Here is a 15,947-nt window from a genome sequence, read left to right as displayed (position 1 = left end):
GGGGACGCCGGCACCCGCTACGGACCGGCCGCAACCGACGATGGCAGGAGTGATTCGCGTGGATCGTGTCGCGCTGCGCGGCCTCAAGGCCCGTGGGTACCACGGGGTGTTCCCGGAGGAACGCGAGAAGGGCCAGACCTTCGTCGTGGACCTCGTCCTGGGCCTGGACACCCGCCCGGCCGCCGCCGCCGACGACCTGGCGAAGACCGTGCACTACGGCATCGTGGCGGAGGAGGTCGTGGCCGTCGTCGAGGGCGAACCGGTCAACCTCATCGAGACGCTCGCCGAACGCATCGCCCAGGCCTGTCTGAAGCACGAGGGGGTAGAGGAGGTCGAGGTCCGCGTCCACAAACCGAACGCGCCGATCACCGTCCCCTTCGACGACGTGACCGTCACCATCACCCGGAGCCGAGTATGACCGCGTCCTTCACCGAGGGTCACAGCGACCCGACCGTTCAGCCGGTACCTGCCTCCGTCGTGCAGCAGGTGGACGCCGCCGACACGACCCTGCACAACCCGAAACGAGCGGTGATCTCCCTCGGGGCGAACCTCGGCAACCGCCTGGAGACCCTCCAGGGCGCCATCGACGCTCTCGAGGACACCCCGGGCGTCCGCATCAAGGCCGTCTCCCCTGTGTACGAGACGGAGCCCTGGGGCGTGGAGCCCGGCAGCCAGCCCGCCTACTTCAACGCGGTCGTCCTGCTCAAGACCACCCTGCCCCCGTCCTCGCTCCTGGAGCGGGCGCACGCGGTCGAGGAGGCCTTCCACCGCGTCCGGGACGAGCGCTGGGGCGCCCGCACCCTGGACGTCGACATCGTGGCGTACGCCGACGTCGTCGACGACGACCCGCATCTGACCCTCCCCCACCCCCGCGCCCATGAACGCGCCTTCGTGCTGGCTCCCTGGCACGACGTGGAACCGGAGGCCCAGCTGCCCGGCCGCGGCGCGGTCGCCGACCTCCTCGACGTGGTCACCCGCGAGGGCGTCATCCCGCGCAAGGACCTGGAACTCCACCTGCCCGAGTAGTCGTTAAGGTCAAGACGACCACTGCCCGCGGGAGGACCCGCGGAACCCGGGGGAGCTGAAGGGACACCGTGAGAGAGCTGCGCATCAGGGTGCTGGCAGGCGTGTTCATCGTGGCCGGAGTCCTGTCCTGGGCGGGCGCCCGCCTGTGGAACTCGATCGGGACCCTGCCCAGCGTCCCGCTGGCCGCGCCCATCGTCCTCGCCCTGATCGCCGTGGTCCTGCTGTCCACGGCGCTCTCGCTGCGCGCCCGTCTCAAGGCCCAGCGCGACCGCCGTCCCGAGGCCAAGGGGGTCGACCCCCTCATGGCGGCCCGCGCGGTCGTCTTCGGCCAGGCCAGCGCCCTGGTGGCCGCCCTCGTCTCCGGCATGTACGGCGGCACCGGCGTCTTCCTCCTGGAGTCCCTGGACATCCCGGCCCGCCGCGACCAGGCCATCTACGCCGGCTTCTCGGTCCTCGCGGGCATCGGCGTCATAGCGGCCGCTCTGTTCCTGGAGCACATCTGCAAACTCCCGGAGGACGACGACGACCACCACAACGGCGCGGCGTCCACGGCCTGAGCCGCCGAAGCCTCAGCGCGCCAGTATCAGGCTCATCGCCTCGGCCCGGGTCGTGGCGTCCCGCAGCTGACCGCGCACCGCCGAGGTCGTCGTCTTGGCGCCCGGCTTCCGAATCCCGCGCACCGACATGCACATGTGCTCGGCCTCGATGACGACGATCACACCGCGCGCCTCGAGAATCCGCATGAGGGAGTCGGCGACCTGCGTGGTGAGCCGTTCCTGCACCTGGAGCCGGCGGGCGAACACCTCGACCAGCCGGGCGAGCTTCGACAGTCCCGTGATCTTGCCGCTCTCCGCCGGGATGTATCCGACATGCGCAACACCGTGGAACGGCAGCATGTGGTGCTCGCACAGCGACACGATCTCGATGTCCTTCACGAGGACCATCTCGTCGTGGCCGAGATCGAACGTCGTCGTCAGGACGTCCTCGGGCTGCTGCGTATGTCCCGCCAGGAGCTCCCGGTACGCCCGCGCCACCCGTGCCGGTGTTTCCTTCAGGCCCTCACGGTCCGGGTCCTCACCGACCGCGATCAGCAGTTCGCGTACGGCGTTCTCGGCCCGCTTCTCGTCGAACTCGCCGATGATGCCCTCGCCGTCCAGCGTCACGGGGTCGGTCATGTGCTGCCTCGTTCCTCGGTGTCCTGACAAGAGCATACGAATTCGGTCATACGCAATGCCGCGCCCCCCAGGCTAGAACCTGGGGGGCGCGGCATTCATTCCGGGCCTGGTCACGGCCCTGTGAGCCGGTCAGCTCTCGGGGCGGTCCTCCGGGGCGGGCTCGGCCACCGGGGAGGTCTCCGCCGCGGTGGACTTCGCGGTGGAGATCGCCGGGGTCGCGCCGTTGGCGCCGTTCGTCAGTGCGAGCTCCTTGGGGGAGAGCACCGGCGGACGGGTGGACGGCGTACGGCGGGAGGAGCCGGTCCAGGCCGGCCGCGGGGGACGCCTGACGATGGGGGCGAAGATCTCGGCGATCTGCTCCTTGCCCAGCGTCTCCTTCTCCAGCAGCTGCAGGACCAGGTTGTCGAGGACGTCGCGGTTCTCCACCAGGATTTCCCAGGCTTCGTTGTGCGCGTTCTCGATGAGCTTCTTGACTTCCTCGTCCACCAGCGCGGCGACCTCTTCCGAGTAGTCGCGCTGGTGAGCCATCTCACGTCCGAGGAACGGCTCGGTGTTGTCGCCGCCGAACTTGATCGCGCCCAGACGCTCGGTCATGCCGTACTGGGTGACCATCGCGCGAGCGGTGGCCGTGGCCTTCTCGATGTCGTTCGCCGCACCCGTGGTCGGGTCGTGGAAGACGAGCTCCTCCGCCGCGCGGCCGCCCAGCATGTAGGCCAGCTGGTCCAGCATCTCGTTGCGCGTGGTGGAGTACTTGTCCTCGTCCGGGAGGACCATCGTGTAGCCCAGGGCACGACCTCGGGAGAGGATCGTGATCTTGTGGACCGGGTCGGAGTTCGGGGAGGCCGCCGCGACCAGGGCGTGTCCGCCCTCGTGGTACGCGGTGATCTTCTTCTCCTTGTCCGACATGATCCGGGTCCGCTTCTGCGGGCCCGCGACCACGCGGTCGATCGCCTCGTCCAGCATGTGGTTGTCGATCAGCTTCTTGTCCGAGCGGGCCGTCAGCAGCGCGGCCTCGTTCAGCACGTTGGAGAGATCGGCACCCGTGAAGCCGGGGGTGCGGCGGGCGACGGCGGACAGGTCCACGTCCGGCGCGACCGGCTTGCCCTTCTGGTGGACCTTGAGGATCTCCAGACGGCCCTGCATGTCCGGGCGGTCGACCGCGATCTGGCGGTCGAAGCGGCCGGGGCGCAGCAGCGCCGGGTCGAGGATGTCGGGCCGGTTCGTCGCGGCGATGAGGATCACACCGCCCTTGACGTCGAAGCCGTCCATCTCGACGAGCAGCTGGTTCAGGGTCTGCTCGCGCTCGTCGTGACCACCGCCGAGGCCGGCGCCGCGGTGGCGGCCGACCGCGTCGATCTCGTCGACGAAGACGATCGCCGGGGCGTTCGCCTTGGCCTGCTCGAAGAGGTCACGGACTCGCGAGGCACCGACACCGACGAACATCTCGACGAAGTCGGAACCGGAGATCGAGTAGAAGGGGACGCCCGCCTCGCCGGCGACGGCGCGCGCGAGGAGCGTCTTGCCGGTGCCGGGCGGGCCGTACAGCAGCACGCCCTTGGGGATCTTGGCGCCGACGGCCTGGAACTTGGCCGGCTCCTGCAGGAACTCCTTGATCTCGTGGAGTTCCTCGACGGCCTCGTCCGAACCGGCGACGTCGGCGAACGTCGTCTTCGGGGTGTCCTTGGTGATGAGCTTCGCCTTGGACTTCCCGAAGTTCATGACGCGGGAGCCGCCGCCCTGCATCTGGTTCATCAGGAACAGGAAGACGACCACGATGAGGACGAAGGGGAGCAGGGACAGCAGGATCCCGACGAAGGCGTTCTGCTTCGTCGGAGAGACCGTGTAGCCGTCCGGGATCTGCTTGTCCTGGTACTTGGTCTGCAGGGTGTTGGCGATGGTCACGCCCTGGTCGCCGATGTAGCTCGCCTGGATCTTCGAGCTGCCCTTGACCTTTACGCCGTTCTTGAGCGTGACCTTGATGGTCTGCTCGTCACCGGTGGTGAGCTTGGCCGACTCGACCTTGTTGTCGTTGATCGCTGCCACGACCTGGCCGGTGTCCACCGTCTTGTAGCCGCCGGACGAGCCGACGACCTGCATCAACACGACCACGGCAAGGACGGCCAGCACGATCCACATGACCGGCCCACGGAAGTATCGCTTCACGTCCATCCATACGGAGCGGTGTCGCCCCGTCCCTCCTGCCATAGTGAGTTTGATAAGACAGTTCTTCTGACGGTACCCCAGCTTTGTTGCGCGAAGCCGCACGGTCCGGCTGGCAAGCCCGTCTGCATGCTCCAACGGCGCGAGGGCCGCAGGGGTTCCCACATCGTCCTACGAGGCTTGGGCCTCTCGGGTTCAGCCGCCGTAGACGTGGGGCGCGAGCGTACCGACGAACGGGAGGTTGCGGTACTTCTCGGCGAAGTCGAGGCCGTAGCCGACCACGAACTCGTTGGGGATGTCGAAGCCGACCCATTCGACGTCGATGGCGACCTTCGCGGCGTCCGGCTTGCGCAGCAGCGTGCACACCTTCAGCGACTCCGGCTCGCGGGAGCCGAGGTTGGACAGCAGCCAGGACAGGGTCAGGCCGGAGTCGATGATGTCCTCGACGATCAGGACGTGCTTGCCCTTGATGTCGGTGTCGAGGTCCTTGAGGATCCGCACCACACCGGAGGACTGGGTGCCCGCGCCGTACGACGACACGGCCATCCAGTCCATGGTGACGGGGGTGGACAGCGCCCGGGCGAGGTCGGCCATGACCATCACCGCGCCCTTGAGGACGCCGACGAGCAGCAGGTCCTTGCCCGCGTACTCCGCGTCGATCTTCGCCGCCAGCTCCGCCAGCTTCGCGTCGATCTCTTCCTTGGTGATGAGCACCTGCTTGAGGTCGGCACCCATGTCTTTCGCGTCCACCCGCATCACTTTCGGTCGTCCCAGCGGCCGCCGGGACCCTCCCTGCGGAGGGTCGCGCGTCAGCCTTGCCGAATCACCAGTCTGCCACCCTGCCGCTGGGCGACGACTTTGCCGGGGAGATTGATGGCTCCCTGGCCGCGCCAGCCGGTGATCAGCCGGTCGACCTCCTCGATGTGCCGGGCGAAGAGGGAACCTGCCGGGGCGCCCGCCTCGATGGCCGCGCGGCGCAGGATGCGGCGGCGCACGGCGGGCGGCAGGGCGTAGAGCTTGGCGCACTCCAGGAGGCCTGCCGCGTCCCGTACGGAGGCCTCGGCGCGGCGGGCCCAGGTGTCGAGGGCGTCGGCGTCGTCGCGGGAGAGCTGGGCCGTCCGGGCGAGGGCTTCGACGACGCCCTTGCCGAGAGCCTTCTCCAGCGCGGGCAGGCCCTCGTGGCGCAGCCGGGAACGGGTGTAGGCCGGGTCGGCGTTGTGCGGGTCGTCCCAGACGGGGAGGGACTGGACCATGCAGGCCCTGCGGGCGGTCTGCCGGTCGAGCTCGAGGAAGGGGCGGCGGTAACGGCCGTCGGCCCCCGAGACCGCGGCCATTCCGGACAGGGAGCGGATGCCGGAGCCCCGGGCGAGGCCGAGCAGTACGGTTTCGGCCTGGTCGTCGCGGGTGTGGCCGAGGAGGACGGCGGCGGCGCCATGGTGTTCGGCGGCCGCGTCGAGAGCGGCGTACCGGGCGTCCCGGGCGGCGGCCTCGGGGCCTCCTTCGCGGCCTACGGTCACGGCGGTGCACTCGACCGGGTCGAGGCCGAGTTCGCGCAGGCGCAGGACGACTTCCTGGGCACGCAGGTCGGACCCGGGCTGGAGGCCGTGGTCGACGGTCACGCCGCCGGCCCGTACGCCCAGCCGGGGTGCCTCGAAGGCGAGGGCGGAGGCGAGCGCCATGGAGTCGGCGCCGCCGGAGCATGCGACGAGGACGAGCGGCGCGGGCCGGCGCTCGGGCGACCCCGGCTCCGCGGTCCGGTGGTCGTTGAGGATGTCGTGGAGGACGCGGCGGATCGCCAGGCGTATCGCCGCGACCGCAGGATGGGGACCCATGTCCGGTTCCCTTCAATGAAGTTTTCGGGGGTGAACCCGAGGTCGGTCACTCAGAGTGTGTAGATGGTGACAGAACCGGGCCGTTCCCCGAGCATCGCACGCCTGTCGCGGGCACACGGTCCCTCGGACGGGTGATTGCGTGGGCGATCGCCTGCCGTCGGCCGGATCCGGTGTACGACCTCCTCACCGGTTCACGACTCGGCCTTGCGGTGCACGCGCGCGACCCAGTCCGTCGGTTTGGCGATCTCGGCCTTGGTCGGAAGTGTGTTCGGGGAGGTCCAGACGCGGTTGAAGCCGTCCATGCCGACCTGATCGACGACGGCCCGGACGAACCGCTCGCCGTCCTTGTACTGTCGCAGCTTGGCGTCCAGTCCGAGCAGCTTGCGCAGAGCGATGTCCAGCCGGGAGGCGCCCTTGGCGCGACGCTGCTGGAACTTCTCGCGGATCTCGGAGACCGTCGGTACGACGTCGGGGCCGACTCCGTCCATGACGAAGTCGGCGTGGCCCTCCAGGAGGGACATCACGGCGGTGAGGCGGGCGAGGATCTCGCGCTGGGCCGGGGTCTGGACGAGTTCGACGAGGGAGCGCCCGCCGTCGTCCTCCTCGCCCTCCGGGCGGCCGCCTGCGAGGGACTGGGCGGCTTCCCTGATGCGCTCAAGGAAGGTCATGGGGTCGACGTCGGTCTCCCCGAGGAACGACTGGATCTCTCCCTCGAGGTGGTCGCGCAGCCAGGGCACGGCGGAGAACTGGGTGCGGTGCGTCTCCTCGTGGAGGCAGACCCAGAGGCGGAAGTCGTGGGGGTCGACGTCGAGTTCGCGTTCGACGTGGACGATGTTGGGGGCGACGAGCAGCAGCCGGCCGCCGTTCTTGCCGCCGGCCGGGAGTTCCCGGGTGGCGGGGGCGAAGGTCTCGTACTGGCCGAGGACGCGCGAGGCGAGGAACGACAGGAGCATGCCGAGTTCGACGCCGGTGACCTTGCCGCCGACGGCGCCGAGGACCGCGCCGCCGGGGCTGTTGCCCCGGCGCTCCTGCATCTTGTCGAGGAGGGGCTTGAGGATCTCCCGGAACCCGGCGACGTTGGCCCGGACCCAGCCGGGGCGGTCGACGACGAGGATCGGGGTCTCGTGGATGTCCTCGGTGCCCATCAGGGTGAAGCCTCGGACGTGTTCCTCCGAGGCCTTGGCGTGCCGGCGCAGTTCGGCGACGACGGTCCTGGCCTCGTCGCGGCTCACCTCAGGCCCCGGCCGCACGAGCCGGGTCGCGGTCGCCACCGCGAGATTCCAGTCGACCATCCCAGTAGATGCAGCACCACCGATGCTCGTCATGTGTCAACCGTACGTGGTCGTTGCCGGTTGGGGCAGGCCGCGCGGGGGCGATCAGGGAGACGTCGGGGTCGGACTCCGGGTCGGGTCCGGGGCCGGAGCCCGGGTCGTCCCCGAGGGGCGTCCCTCATCGGCAACCGCACCCGGCCAGGGCGGTGGCCGCCTTGTCCAGCGCGGTCTGGGCCGCCGTCGGGTCGCTGGTGCCGGAGGCCAGCACGGCGAAGGCCAGCAGCCGGCCGTCCTGGTCGACGACCGTCCCGGCGAGGGCGTTCACGCCGGTCAGGGTGCCGGTCTTGGCGCGTACGACGCCCGCCGCGCCGTCGGCGTAGCGGGCGCTGAGAGTGCCGGTGAAGCCGGCCACGGGCAGTCCGGTGAGGACCGGGCGCAGCTCGGGGTGGTCCTGGTCGCCGGCCTCGACGAGGAGGGCGGTCAGAAGGTCCGCGGTGAGCCGGTCCTCGCGGTCGAGGCCGCTGCCGTCCTTGAAGGCGGCGCCCTTCAGGGGCAGTCCGAGCTTCTGCAACTGGGCCTGGACGGCCTTGCCGCCGCCGGCGAAGTCGGCGTGTCCGCCGGTGGCGACGGCCGTCTGGCGGGCGAGGGCCTCGGCGATGTCGTTGTCGCTGTTGGTGAGCATGCGTTCGACCAGGGTGGCCAGCGGCGGCGAGGAGACGGAGGCGAGGGTCTGCGCGCGCGTGGTCGCCTTCGAGGGCCCGGGGGCGGTCGTCCTGATGCCGTCGGCCTCGAGGAACTCGGCGAACTTGCGGCCGGCGTCGGCCGCCGGGTCGCTCACCCGGGTGGCGGGGCCGCTGGTGGAGTCGTCGGTGCGGCCCTCGTCGGCGCTGAGGGCGGTGACGGGGGCGAGGTTGGTGTTGACCCCGATGGGGTGAACTTCGGCGCCGGCGAAGAGGGTGGTGTCGTAGGAGAGGGTCACCCGGGTGAGGCCGCGCTTCTTGAGTTCCCTGGCCGCGGAGTCGGCGAGGGCATGCAGGCTCGCCCAGTCGCCGGCGTCCTTGCGCGCGGTGAGGGTGGGGTCGCCGCCGCCGACGAGGACGAGCTCCCCGGTGTCCGCCTCGAGGGCGGCGCGGGTGGTGAGGCGGTGGTCGGCACCCATGGCGGAGAGCGCGGCGACCGCGGTGGCGATCTTCGTGGTGGAGGCCGGGGTCAGTGCCCGGTCGGCTCCTGTGCCGTACAGGCGCTTGCCCGAGGCCACGTCGACGACCGCGGCGGTGTGCCGGGCGCCCAGGGCCGGATCGGCCAGCAGCCGGTCCAGGACGGCCGCGACGCCCGTGCCGGTCGGCAGGGCGTCCGGGGCGGACTTCACGGTGTTCGCGGCGCCGCCGAGGCCGGTGAGGACGGACGGGGCGCTGGGGGCGGGGCGGGGCGCTCCGGCCGCCGTGTCCGTGCCGGACGTAGGGGACGAATCGTCCTTACGGCCGTGATCTGCGCCACCCGTACGTTCCAGGGCGGCGACCCGGTCCCGCTCGGCCGTACGCTGACCGCTGGAGTCCCAGGGGCCGGCGGCGGTCACCACGCCGGCGGCCAGCGCGAGTCCGGCGGTCGCCGCGCCCGCGGTGTACTGCCAGGACCTGGCGTTCGGACCGGCCTTCGTGATCCGTGCGAGTCGCGGCCCGGCCGCCTGAGTCAGCCGTGCGACCTGCGGCCGGGCGGCCGCCGTCACGCGCGCGAGGGAGGGCCGTACGATCTGTGCGGCCCGTGCCAGACGCGGTCGTACGGCGTCCGTGACCCGCACCACATGCGGTCTCACGGCTCGCCAAGACCTCAGCTCCGGCACGACCACCAGCCCCTTTCGCGATCACACAGCAGCGTGAGGGACACTTAACCACCAGAACTATGTGTTGATCATGGAGGAGCCACCGGTGGAGTTCGACGTCACGATCGAGATTCCGAAGGGTTCGCGGAACAAGTACGAGGTGGACCACGAGACCGGTCGTATCCGCCTGGACCGTCGACTCTTCACCTCGACCGCCTACCCGACCGACTACGGCTTCGTCGAGAACACCCTCGGCGAGGACGGCGACCCGCTGGACGCGCTGGTCATCCTGGACGAGCCGACCTTCCCCGGCTGCCTGATCCGCTGCCGCGCGATCGGCATGTTCCGGATGACGGACGAGGCCGGCGGCGACGACAAGCTGCTGTGCGTCCCGTCGACCGACCCGCGCGTGGAGCACCTGCGCGACATCCACCACGTGTCGGAGTTCGACCGTCTGGAGATCCAGCACTTCTTCGAGGTCTACAAGGACCTCGAGCCCGGCAAGTCCGTCGAGGGCGCCGACTGGGTGGGCCGCACCGACGCCGAGGCCGAGATCGAGCGGTCGTACAAGCGCTTCAAGGACCAGGGCGGCCACTGAGTTCCGGCCGCCGAAGGGGCCGCACGCGTGTGCGTGCGGCCCCTTCGCATGTCCGTGTGTGCCTGTGCGCATACTGAGGCCTACGGAAGGTGTCGTTCAGGGAGCGTTTCTCAGTGACGGAGGCGGAGGCCCGCAAGCCGCAGTCGGACGAGGCCAGGGGTCCCTACGACCCCGAGATCACCTCGGAGTTCGCGATCCCGCAGGGACTGGCGGTCCCGAGAGCGGGCGCTGAGCCGGAGACCACTTCGGAGTTCGCCGTCCCGAAGGGGCTGGACGTGACGCCCGTCGCGGAGACCGAGGGGTCGGCGTTCAGTCTGCCGAGCACGTACAACGCCCGCACGGCCCCGGCCACGTTCACCCCGGCCGGCGGGATACCCGTGGTCAGTCTGACCAAGGACGTGCCCTGGCAGGACCGGATGCGCACGATGCTGCGGATGCCGGTGGCCGAGCGGCCCGCGCCGGAGCCGGGTCCGAAGGCCGAGGAGGGCGGCCCGGCCGTCCCGCGCGTGCTCGACCTCACCCTGCGCATCGGCGAACTGCTCCTCGCGGGCGGGGAGGGCGCGGAGGACGTGGAGGCCGCGATGTTCGCGGTCTGCCGGTCCTACGGACTGGACCGCTGCGAACCGAACGTCACCTTCACCCTGCTGTCGATCTCCTACCAGCCGTCACTGGTGGAGGACCCGGTGACGGCCTCCCGGACGGTCCGGCGGCGGGCCACCGACTACACCCGGCTGGCGGCCGTCTTCCGGCTCGTGGACGACCTCAGCGACCCGGACGCCCACATCTCCCTGGAGGAGGCCTACCGGCGGCTCGCGGAGATCCGCCGCAACCGGCACCCCTATCCGACCTGGGTGCTGACCTCGGCGAGCGGGCTGCTCGCCGGCGCGGCCTCGGTCCTCGTCGGCGGTGACGCGGTCGTGTTCGTGGCGGCCGTGCTCGGGGCGATGCTCGGCGACCGACTGGCGTGGCTGTGCGCGGGGCGCGGGCTGCCGGAGTTCTACCAGTTCATCGTGGCCGCGATGCCGCCGGCCGCGATCGGCATCGCGCTGACGCTGGGGCACGTCGACGTGAAGGCGTCCGCGGTCATCACCGGTGGGCTGTTCGCACTGCTGCCCGGCCGGGCGCTGGTGGCGGGCGTCCAGGACGGTCTGACCGGCTTCTACATCACTGCCGCCGCCCGTCTGCTGGAGGTCATGTACCTCTTCGTGGGCATCGTGGTGGGCGTCCTGGTGATGCTCTACGTCGGCGTCCAGATGGGTGCTCATCTCAACCCCGACGCTGCCCTGGGCAGCAGCGATGAGCCGCTGTGGCAGATCGGCGCGTCGATGCTGCTGTCGCTGACCTTCGCGGTGCTGCTCCAGCAGGAACGGTCCACCGTGCCGGCCGTGACGCTCAACGGGGGTGTCGCCTGGTCGGTCTACGGCGCCATGCACTCGGCCGGCGGGATCTCACCGGTGGCCTCCACGGCCGTCGCGGCGGGCGTCGTCGGGCTGTTCGGGCAGCTGCTGTCGCGCTACCGGTTCGCCTCCGCGCTGCCCTACACGACCGCGGCGATCGGGCCGCTGCTCCCGGGGTCGGCGACCTACTTCGGGCTGCTGGCCATCGCGCAGAACGAGGTCGACGCGGGGCTGGTCTCGCTGACCAAGGCCGCTGCGCTGGCGATGGCCATCGCGATCGGGGTGAACCTGGGGAACGAGGTGTCGCGGTTGTTCCTGAGGATCGGATCCCCGGAGAAACGCCGGGCGGCCAAGCGGACGCGGGGCTTCTAGTAGCCCTGGTTCTGGTTGTACGGGGACTGGTGCTGCGGGGACTGGTGCTGCGGGTACTGCTGCTCCGGGTACTGCTGCTGGCCGTAGTAGTCGTTCTGCGGCGGCCGGGCCTGGTTGCCGTACTGGCCGTACGGCTCCTGCTGGTCGATGCGGCGGAGCTGGGTGGTCGCGTCGTCCATGACCGGGTACTGCTGCTGGTGGGCCGCCGGGGGCTGCGCCTGCGGGGGGTTCTTCTTCGCCTGGGAGCGGGCCCGCAGGAACTCGATGACGATCGGGATCACCGAGACGAAGACGATCAGGATCAGGATCGCCTCGATGTTCTTCTTGACGAAGCCGACGTCGCCCAGCCAGGAGCCGAGCAGCGTCACGCCCGCGCCCCACAGGACGCCGCCGATGACGTTGAAGACCAGGAACGAGCGGTACTTCATGCCGCTGACGCCGGCGATGATCGGCGTGAACGTCCGCACGATGGGCACGAAGCGGGCCAGGATCAGGGACTTCGGGCCGTGCTTCTCGAAGAACTCGTGGGCCTTGGCGACGTTCTCCTGCTTGAAGAGGCGGGAGTCCGGACGGCTGAAGAGGGACGGGCCCACCTTCTTGCCGAACATGTAACCCGCCTGGTCGCCCAGGACCGCGGCGAGGCAGATCAGAGCGACCGCGCCCCACAGCGGGAAGTCCAGCTGGTCGGAGGTGATCAGCAGGCCGGCGGTGAACAGCAGCGAGTCACCGGGCAGGAAGAACCCGATGAGCAGGCCGGACTCCGCGAAGACGATGAGCAGCAGACCCCAGATGCCGAACGTGTCCAGCAGGTGGTTGGGGTCCAGCCAGCTCGGTCCGAGGGCAAGAGTCGTCACGGTTCCGGGCTCCTGAGGGGGTGAAGGCGGTCGGTGCGGCGATGAGACCGCCCCAAGCTATCAACGCTGCGCCACGGGACGAGGTTCCCAGGGCTGCCCCCAGGATGCACTGTGCGCCTCCTCGGTCAAAGCTGTGAACATGGGCATCGATGAATTCGGCGGCGGCCAGGAGCCCGAGCCGGACGTACTGGTCGTCACCACCAACGACGTACCCGGGTTCCGGGTGCAGGAGGTCCTCGGCGAGGTCTTCGGGCTGACCGTGCGCTCACGGCACCTGGGCAGCCAGATCGGCGCGGGCCTGAAGTCCATGATCGGCGGGGAGCTCAAGGGGCTGACGAAGACCCTGGTGCAGACCCGCAACCAGGCCATGGAACGGCTCGTCGAACAGGCACGCGCGCGTGGCGCCAACGGGGTGCTGATGTTCCGCTTCGACGTGACCGAGGCCGCGGACGTGGGCACCGAGGTGTGCGCGTACGGGACGGCGGTGGTCCTGGCCCGGGAGTGACCCCGGGCCGGGACAGCCCTCAGGAGTCGTGACGGGCCGCGTTCGCCAGGATGGCGTCCCTGAGGTGCTCGGCGAGGCCCGGGCGCATGGCGTCGTAGAACGCCTTGAAACGCTCGTCGGAGACGTACATCTCCCCCAGGGAGCGGTGCATCCCGTACGGGCACGCGAAGTACCACCTTCCGATGTGCCGCCGGTGTTCCTCGGCCATGTCCATGGCCGCCTCGCCGGCCGGGGGCTCCCCCGCGGCCATCAGGTCCGTGTACCGCTCGCCCCAGGCGCCGACCTCGGCCTGGATGCGTTTCCAGTCGTCCTTGGTGTAGCGGGCGGCGCGGCGCTGCGACTCGGCGTAGGCCTCGGTGCCGCCCCAGCGCGCCTCCGCCTCCTCCGCGTACTGCTCGGGGTCCTTGTCGCCGAAGACCTCGAACCGCTCCTCGGGTGTCAGGTCGATGCCCATCTTGCGTGCCTCCATGGCGTGTTCCACGGCCGCGGCCATCTTCCGCAGCTTCTCGATCCGGGCGGTGAGCAGTTCGTGCTGTCTGCGCAGGTGCGCGCGCGGGTCCGCCTCGGGGTCGTCGAGCAGGGCGGCGACCTCCTCGAGCGGGAAGCCGAGCTCCCGGTAGAACAGGATCTGCTGGAGCCGGTCGAGGTCGGCGTCGTCGTAACGCCGGTGGCCCGCGTGGCTGCGGCCGCCCGGGACGAGCAGGCCGATCTCGTCGTAGTGGTGCAGGGTGCGCACCGTCACGCCGGCGAACGCGGCGACCTGTCCTACGGAGTAACTCACTTCCGTCCGCTCCCTTCCGGTCAGGTCCACCACGGTGCGGCCTCACGTCGCGTGAGGTGCAAGTGCCCCGGGCGGGTCCGGCCCGGTCCGGAGGTCATGCCCGTTTCGTCCGCTTATCGTGAGCCCGTGGCCCAGGACACCGCGCGGCAGACGCCCGCAGCTTCGGCGACCCCGGCGCGGGCACTGCTGCCGTTGATCCTGCCCGCCCTGGTCGTCGGGGTGGCGGCGAGCCTGCTGTTCCTGCTGGTGAGCGGTGCGGCGGAGCGGTTGCAAGCGGCGCTGCTGATCTCCGAGGCGCCTGCGGAGCGGCGGACCGGGGGCGTGCTGCCGACGGCGCTGGTGGTCTCCTCCGCGGCGGCGCTGCTCGGCCTGGGCGCCGTGTACGCCTTCCCGTACGTCCACCGCGCCTTCCGGCGCCTCGGGCACCCGATGCCGGCGCTGCCGGCCGGCGGGGTCCCGCTGGGGCTTCTGGCGGCTCTGGGCGGCCGTCTGACGCTCTTCAAGGGGCTGGACGAGGTCGGGGAGCCCGCGGCCGATCCGGAGGGGTGGACGGCCGGTCAGTTCGCCACGACGGCTGCTGGTGACGGGGCGGCCGCCGATGCGGGTGCGCGAGGACGGAACTTCCGTCCGCCGATGTCCGTTCGGTCTGTCAGGAGGCCCACACCATGGCGTTGCACGAAGGATCCAGGAAGCCCGACGAGCGCCCCCTCTCCCTCAACCCCTTCTACGGTGAGGCCAATCCGGTCGGCGGCATGACCGAGGCCCCGCCCAAGCACCGGCTGCCGGACAACCCGATGGCCCCGTCGACGGCCTATCAGCTGGTGCACGACGAACTGATGCTGGACGGCAACTCCCGGCTCAACCTGGCCACGTTCGTCACCACGTGGATGGAGCCGCAGGCGTCGGTGCTGATGGCGGAGTGCCGCGACAAGAACATGATCGACAAGGACGAGTACCCGCGTACGGCCGAGCTCGAGCGGCGCTGCGTGGCGATACTCGCGGACCTGTGGAACGCGCCGGACCCGTCCGCGGCCGTGGGCTGCTCGACGACCGGCTCCAGCGAGGCGTGCATGCTGGCCGGGATGGCGCTGAAGCGCCGCTGGAGCAGACGCAACCCCTCCGCCGGGTCCCGGCCGAACCTGATCATGGGGGTCAACGTCCAGGTGTGCTGGGAGAAGTTCTGCAACTTCTGGGAGGTGGAGGCCCGCCTCGTTCCCATGGAGGGGGACCGCTACCACCTCGACCCGCAGGCCGCCGCCGACCTGTGCGACGAGAACACCATCGGGGTGGTGGGCATCCTCGGCTCCACCTTCGACGGGTCCTACGAGCCGATCGCGGACCTCTGCGCTGCCCTGGACGCCCTCCAGGAGCGCACCGGCCTCGACGTCCCGGTGCATGTCGACGGCGCGTCCGGCGCGATGATCGCCCCGTTCCTCGATCCGGACCTGGAGTGGGACTTCCGCCTGCCGCGCGTGGCGTCGATCAACACCTCGGGGCACAAGTACGGGCTGGTGTATCCCGGCGTCGGCTGGGCCCTGTGGCGCGACAAGGAGGCCCTGCCCGAGGAGCTCGTCTTCCGCGTCAACTACCTGGGCGGCGACATGCCGACCTTCGCGCTGAACTTCTCCCGCCCGGGCGCCCAGGTGGTCGCCCAGTACTACACGCTGGTGCGGCTGGGCCGCGAGGGCTTCCGGGCCGTCCAGCAGACCACGCGGGACGTGGCGCGGGGCATCGCCGACCGGGTGGAGGCGCTCGGTGACTTCCGGCTGCTGACCAGGGGCGACGAGCTGCCGGTCTTCGCCTTCACGACCGCGCCCGACGTGACGTCGTACGACGTGTTCGACGTCTCGCGGCGGATGCGGGAGAGCGGCTGGCTGATCCCGGCGTACACCTTCCCGCCGAACCGGGAGGACCTGTCCGTCCTCAGGGTGGTGTGCCGCAACGGCTTCTCCGAGGATCTCGCGGACCTGTTCGTGGAGGACCTCACCCGGCTGCTCCCGGAGCTGCGCCGGCAGTCGGAGCCACTGATCCGGGACAAGGAGACGGCCACCGGCTTCCACCACTAGGGCCCTTCTGATGGATCTCCGCGGGAGAAGGAGCGGCGTTCGGTGCGTGCTCTCGGCGTGCCGGGCGGAAGCCCTCGTAGCGGAGCTACTA

Annotated in this window: 16 protein-coding genes; 8 read left to right on the top strand and 8 right to left on the bottom strand. The window is 70.5% G+C overall.

Features of this window, described 5'->3' with window-relative positions:
* Window positions 1-58: 58 nt before the first annotated feature.
* The 3 genes from folB (at window position 59) to ABT057_RS42235 (ending at window position 1,583) form a co-directional block, all read left to right on the top strand.
* Window positions 59-418, top strand: coding sequence for a dihydroneopterin aldolase (gene folB / locus ABT057_RS42245; protein ID WP_352349408.1), 360 nt, complete (start codon window positions 59-61; stop codon window positions 416-418).
* Window positions 415-1,026, top strand: coding sequence for a 2-amino-4-hydroxy-6-hydroxymethyldihydropteridine diphosphokinase (gene folK / locus ABT057_RS42240; RefSeq protein ID WP_352349406.1), 612 nt, complete (start codon window positions 415-417; stop codon window positions 1,024-1,026). The genes folB and folK overlap by 4 nt, the downstream gene beginning before the upstream one ends.
* 68 nt (window positions 1,027-1,094) lie before the next feature.
* Complete coding sequence (locus tag ABT057_RS42235) at window positions 1,095-1,583, top strand: DUF3180 domain-containing protein (protein WP_352349404.1); 489 nt, start codon at window positions 1,095-1,097, stop codon at window positions 1,581-1,583.
* 12 nt (window positions 1,584-1,595) lie between these two features.
* Here the strand turns inward: ABT057_RS42235 and folE are convergent, their stop codons facing one another.
* From folE to dacB, 6 genes are all read right to left on the bottom strand, one after another.
* Window positions 1,596-2,201, bottom strand: coding sequence for a GTP cyclohydrolase I FolE (gene folE, locus ABT057_RS42230; RefSeq protein WP_352349402.1), 606 nt, complete (start codon window positions 2,199-2,201; stop codon window positions 1,596-1,598).
* Window positions 2,202-2,330: 129 nt separating this feature from the next.
* Window positions 2,331-4,370 (bottom strand): ATP-dependent zinc metalloprotease FtsH, encoded by a 2,040-nt coding sequence (gene ftsH / locus ABT057_RS42225; protein WP_352349400.1) that lies wholly within the window; start codon window positions 4,368-4,370, stop codon window positions 2,331-2,333.
* A gap of 186 nt (window positions 4,371-4,556) precedes the next feature.
* Window positions 4,557-5,117: a hypoxanthine phosphoribosyltransferase gene (gene hpt, locus ABT057_RS42220; RefSeq protein ID WP_352349398.1), complete on the bottom strand. Its 561-nt coding sequence runs from the start codon at window positions 5,115-5,117 to the stop codon at window positions 4,557-4,559.
* A gap of 53 nt (window positions 5,118-5,170) precedes the next feature.
* Complete coding sequence (gene tilS, locus ABT057_RS42215; protein WP_352349396.1) at window positions 5,171-6,193, bottom strand: tRNA lysidine(34) synthetase TilS; 1,023 nt, start codon at window positions 6,191-6,193, stop codon at window positions 5,171-5,173.
* A 191-nt stretch (window positions 6,194-6,384) separates the two neighbouring features.
* Window positions 6,385-7,518 carry an Rv3626c family coenzyme F420 biosynthesis-associated protein gene (locus ABT057_RS42210; protein ID WP_352349394.1) on the bottom strand — a complete coding sequence of 378 codons (1,134 nt, stop codon included), beginning with the start codon at window positions 7,516-7,518 and terminating at the stop codon, window positions 6,385-6,387.
* A 124-nt stretch (window positions 7,519-7,642) separates the two neighbouring features.
* Complete coding sequence (gene dacB / locus ABT057_RS42205) at window positions 7,643-9,310, bottom strand: D-alanyl-D-alanine carboxypeptidase/D-alanyl-D-alanine endopeptidase (RefSeq protein ID WP_352349392.1); 1,668 nt, start codon at window positions 9,308-9,310, stop codon at window positions 7,643-7,645.
* Between the two features lie 79 nt (window positions 9,311-9,389).
* On the opposite strand from dacB, the gene ABT057_RS42200 reads away from it, so the two are divergent.
* The gene (locus ABT057_RS42200; RefSeq protein WP_007452023.1) at window positions 9,390-9,881 is read left to right on the top strand and encodes an inorganic diphosphatase; all 492 of its coding nucleotides are present in this window, start codon (window positions 9,390-9,392) and stop codon (window positions 9,879-9,881) included.
* Between the two features lie 113 nt (window positions 9,882-9,994).
* On the top strand, window positions 9,995-11,650 hold the full coding sequence (locus ABT057_RS42195) for a threonine/serine exporter family protein (protein ID WP_352349390.1): 1,656 nt from the start codon (window positions 9,995-9,997) through the stop codon (window positions 11,648-11,650).
* Here the strand turns inward: ABT057_RS42195 and ABT057_RS42190 are convergent.
* Window positions 11,647-12,504, bottom strand: a complete 858-nt coding sequence (locus ABT057_RS42190) for a DedA family protein (protein WP_352349388.1) — start codon at window positions 12,502-12,504, stop codon at window positions 11,647-11,649. The two genes, ABT057_RS42195 and ABT057_RS42190, sit on opposite strands and share 4 nt — an antisense overlap.
* A 139-nt stretch (window positions 12,505-12,643) precedes the next feature.
* Between ABT057_RS42190 and ABT057_RS42185 the strand changes: the two genes are divergently transcribed.
* Entirely contained in the window at window positions 12,644-13,009 is a 366-nt protein-coding gene (locus ABT057_RS42185; protein ID WP_352349386.1) for a YbjQ family protein, read from the top strand.
* Between the two features lie 19 nt (window positions 13,010-13,028).
* On the opposite strand, the gene ABT057_RS42180 is transcribed toward ABT057_RS42185, so the two are convergent.
* On the bottom strand, window positions 13,029-13,790 hold the full coding sequence (locus ABT057_RS42180) for a MerR family transcriptional regulator (protein ID WP_352349384.1): 762 nt from the start codon (window positions 13,788-13,790) through the stop codon (window positions 13,029-13,031).
* A 126-nt stretch (window positions 13,791-13,916) separates the two neighbouring features.
* Between ABT057_RS42180 and ABT057_RS42175 the strand changes: the two genes are divergently transcribed.
* Window positions 13,917-14,546, top strand: coding sequence for a hypothetical protein (locus tag ABT057_RS42175; RefSeq protein ID WP_352349382.1), 630 nt, complete (start codon window positions 13,917-13,919; stop codon window positions 14,544-14,546).
* Window positions 14,456-15,856, top strand: coding sequence for a glutamate decarboxylase (gene gad / locus ABT057_RS42170; protein WP_352349380.1), 1,401 nt, complete (start codon window positions 14,456-14,458; stop codon window positions 15,854-15,856). Before ABT057_RS42175 ends, gad begins: the two co-directional genes overlap by 91 nt.
* Window positions 15,857-15,947 lie beyond the last annotated feature (91 nt).

The sequence above is a fragment of the Streptomyces sp. NPDC002588 genome, assembly GCF_040295925.1.
Taxonomy (GTDB): domain Bacteria; phylum Actinomycetota; class Actinomycetes; order Streptomycetales; family Streptomycetaceae; genus Streptomyces.
The sequence above is the reverse complement of the archived record's forward strand: the minus strand, read 5'-3'. Positions and strand labels throughout refer to the sequence as shown.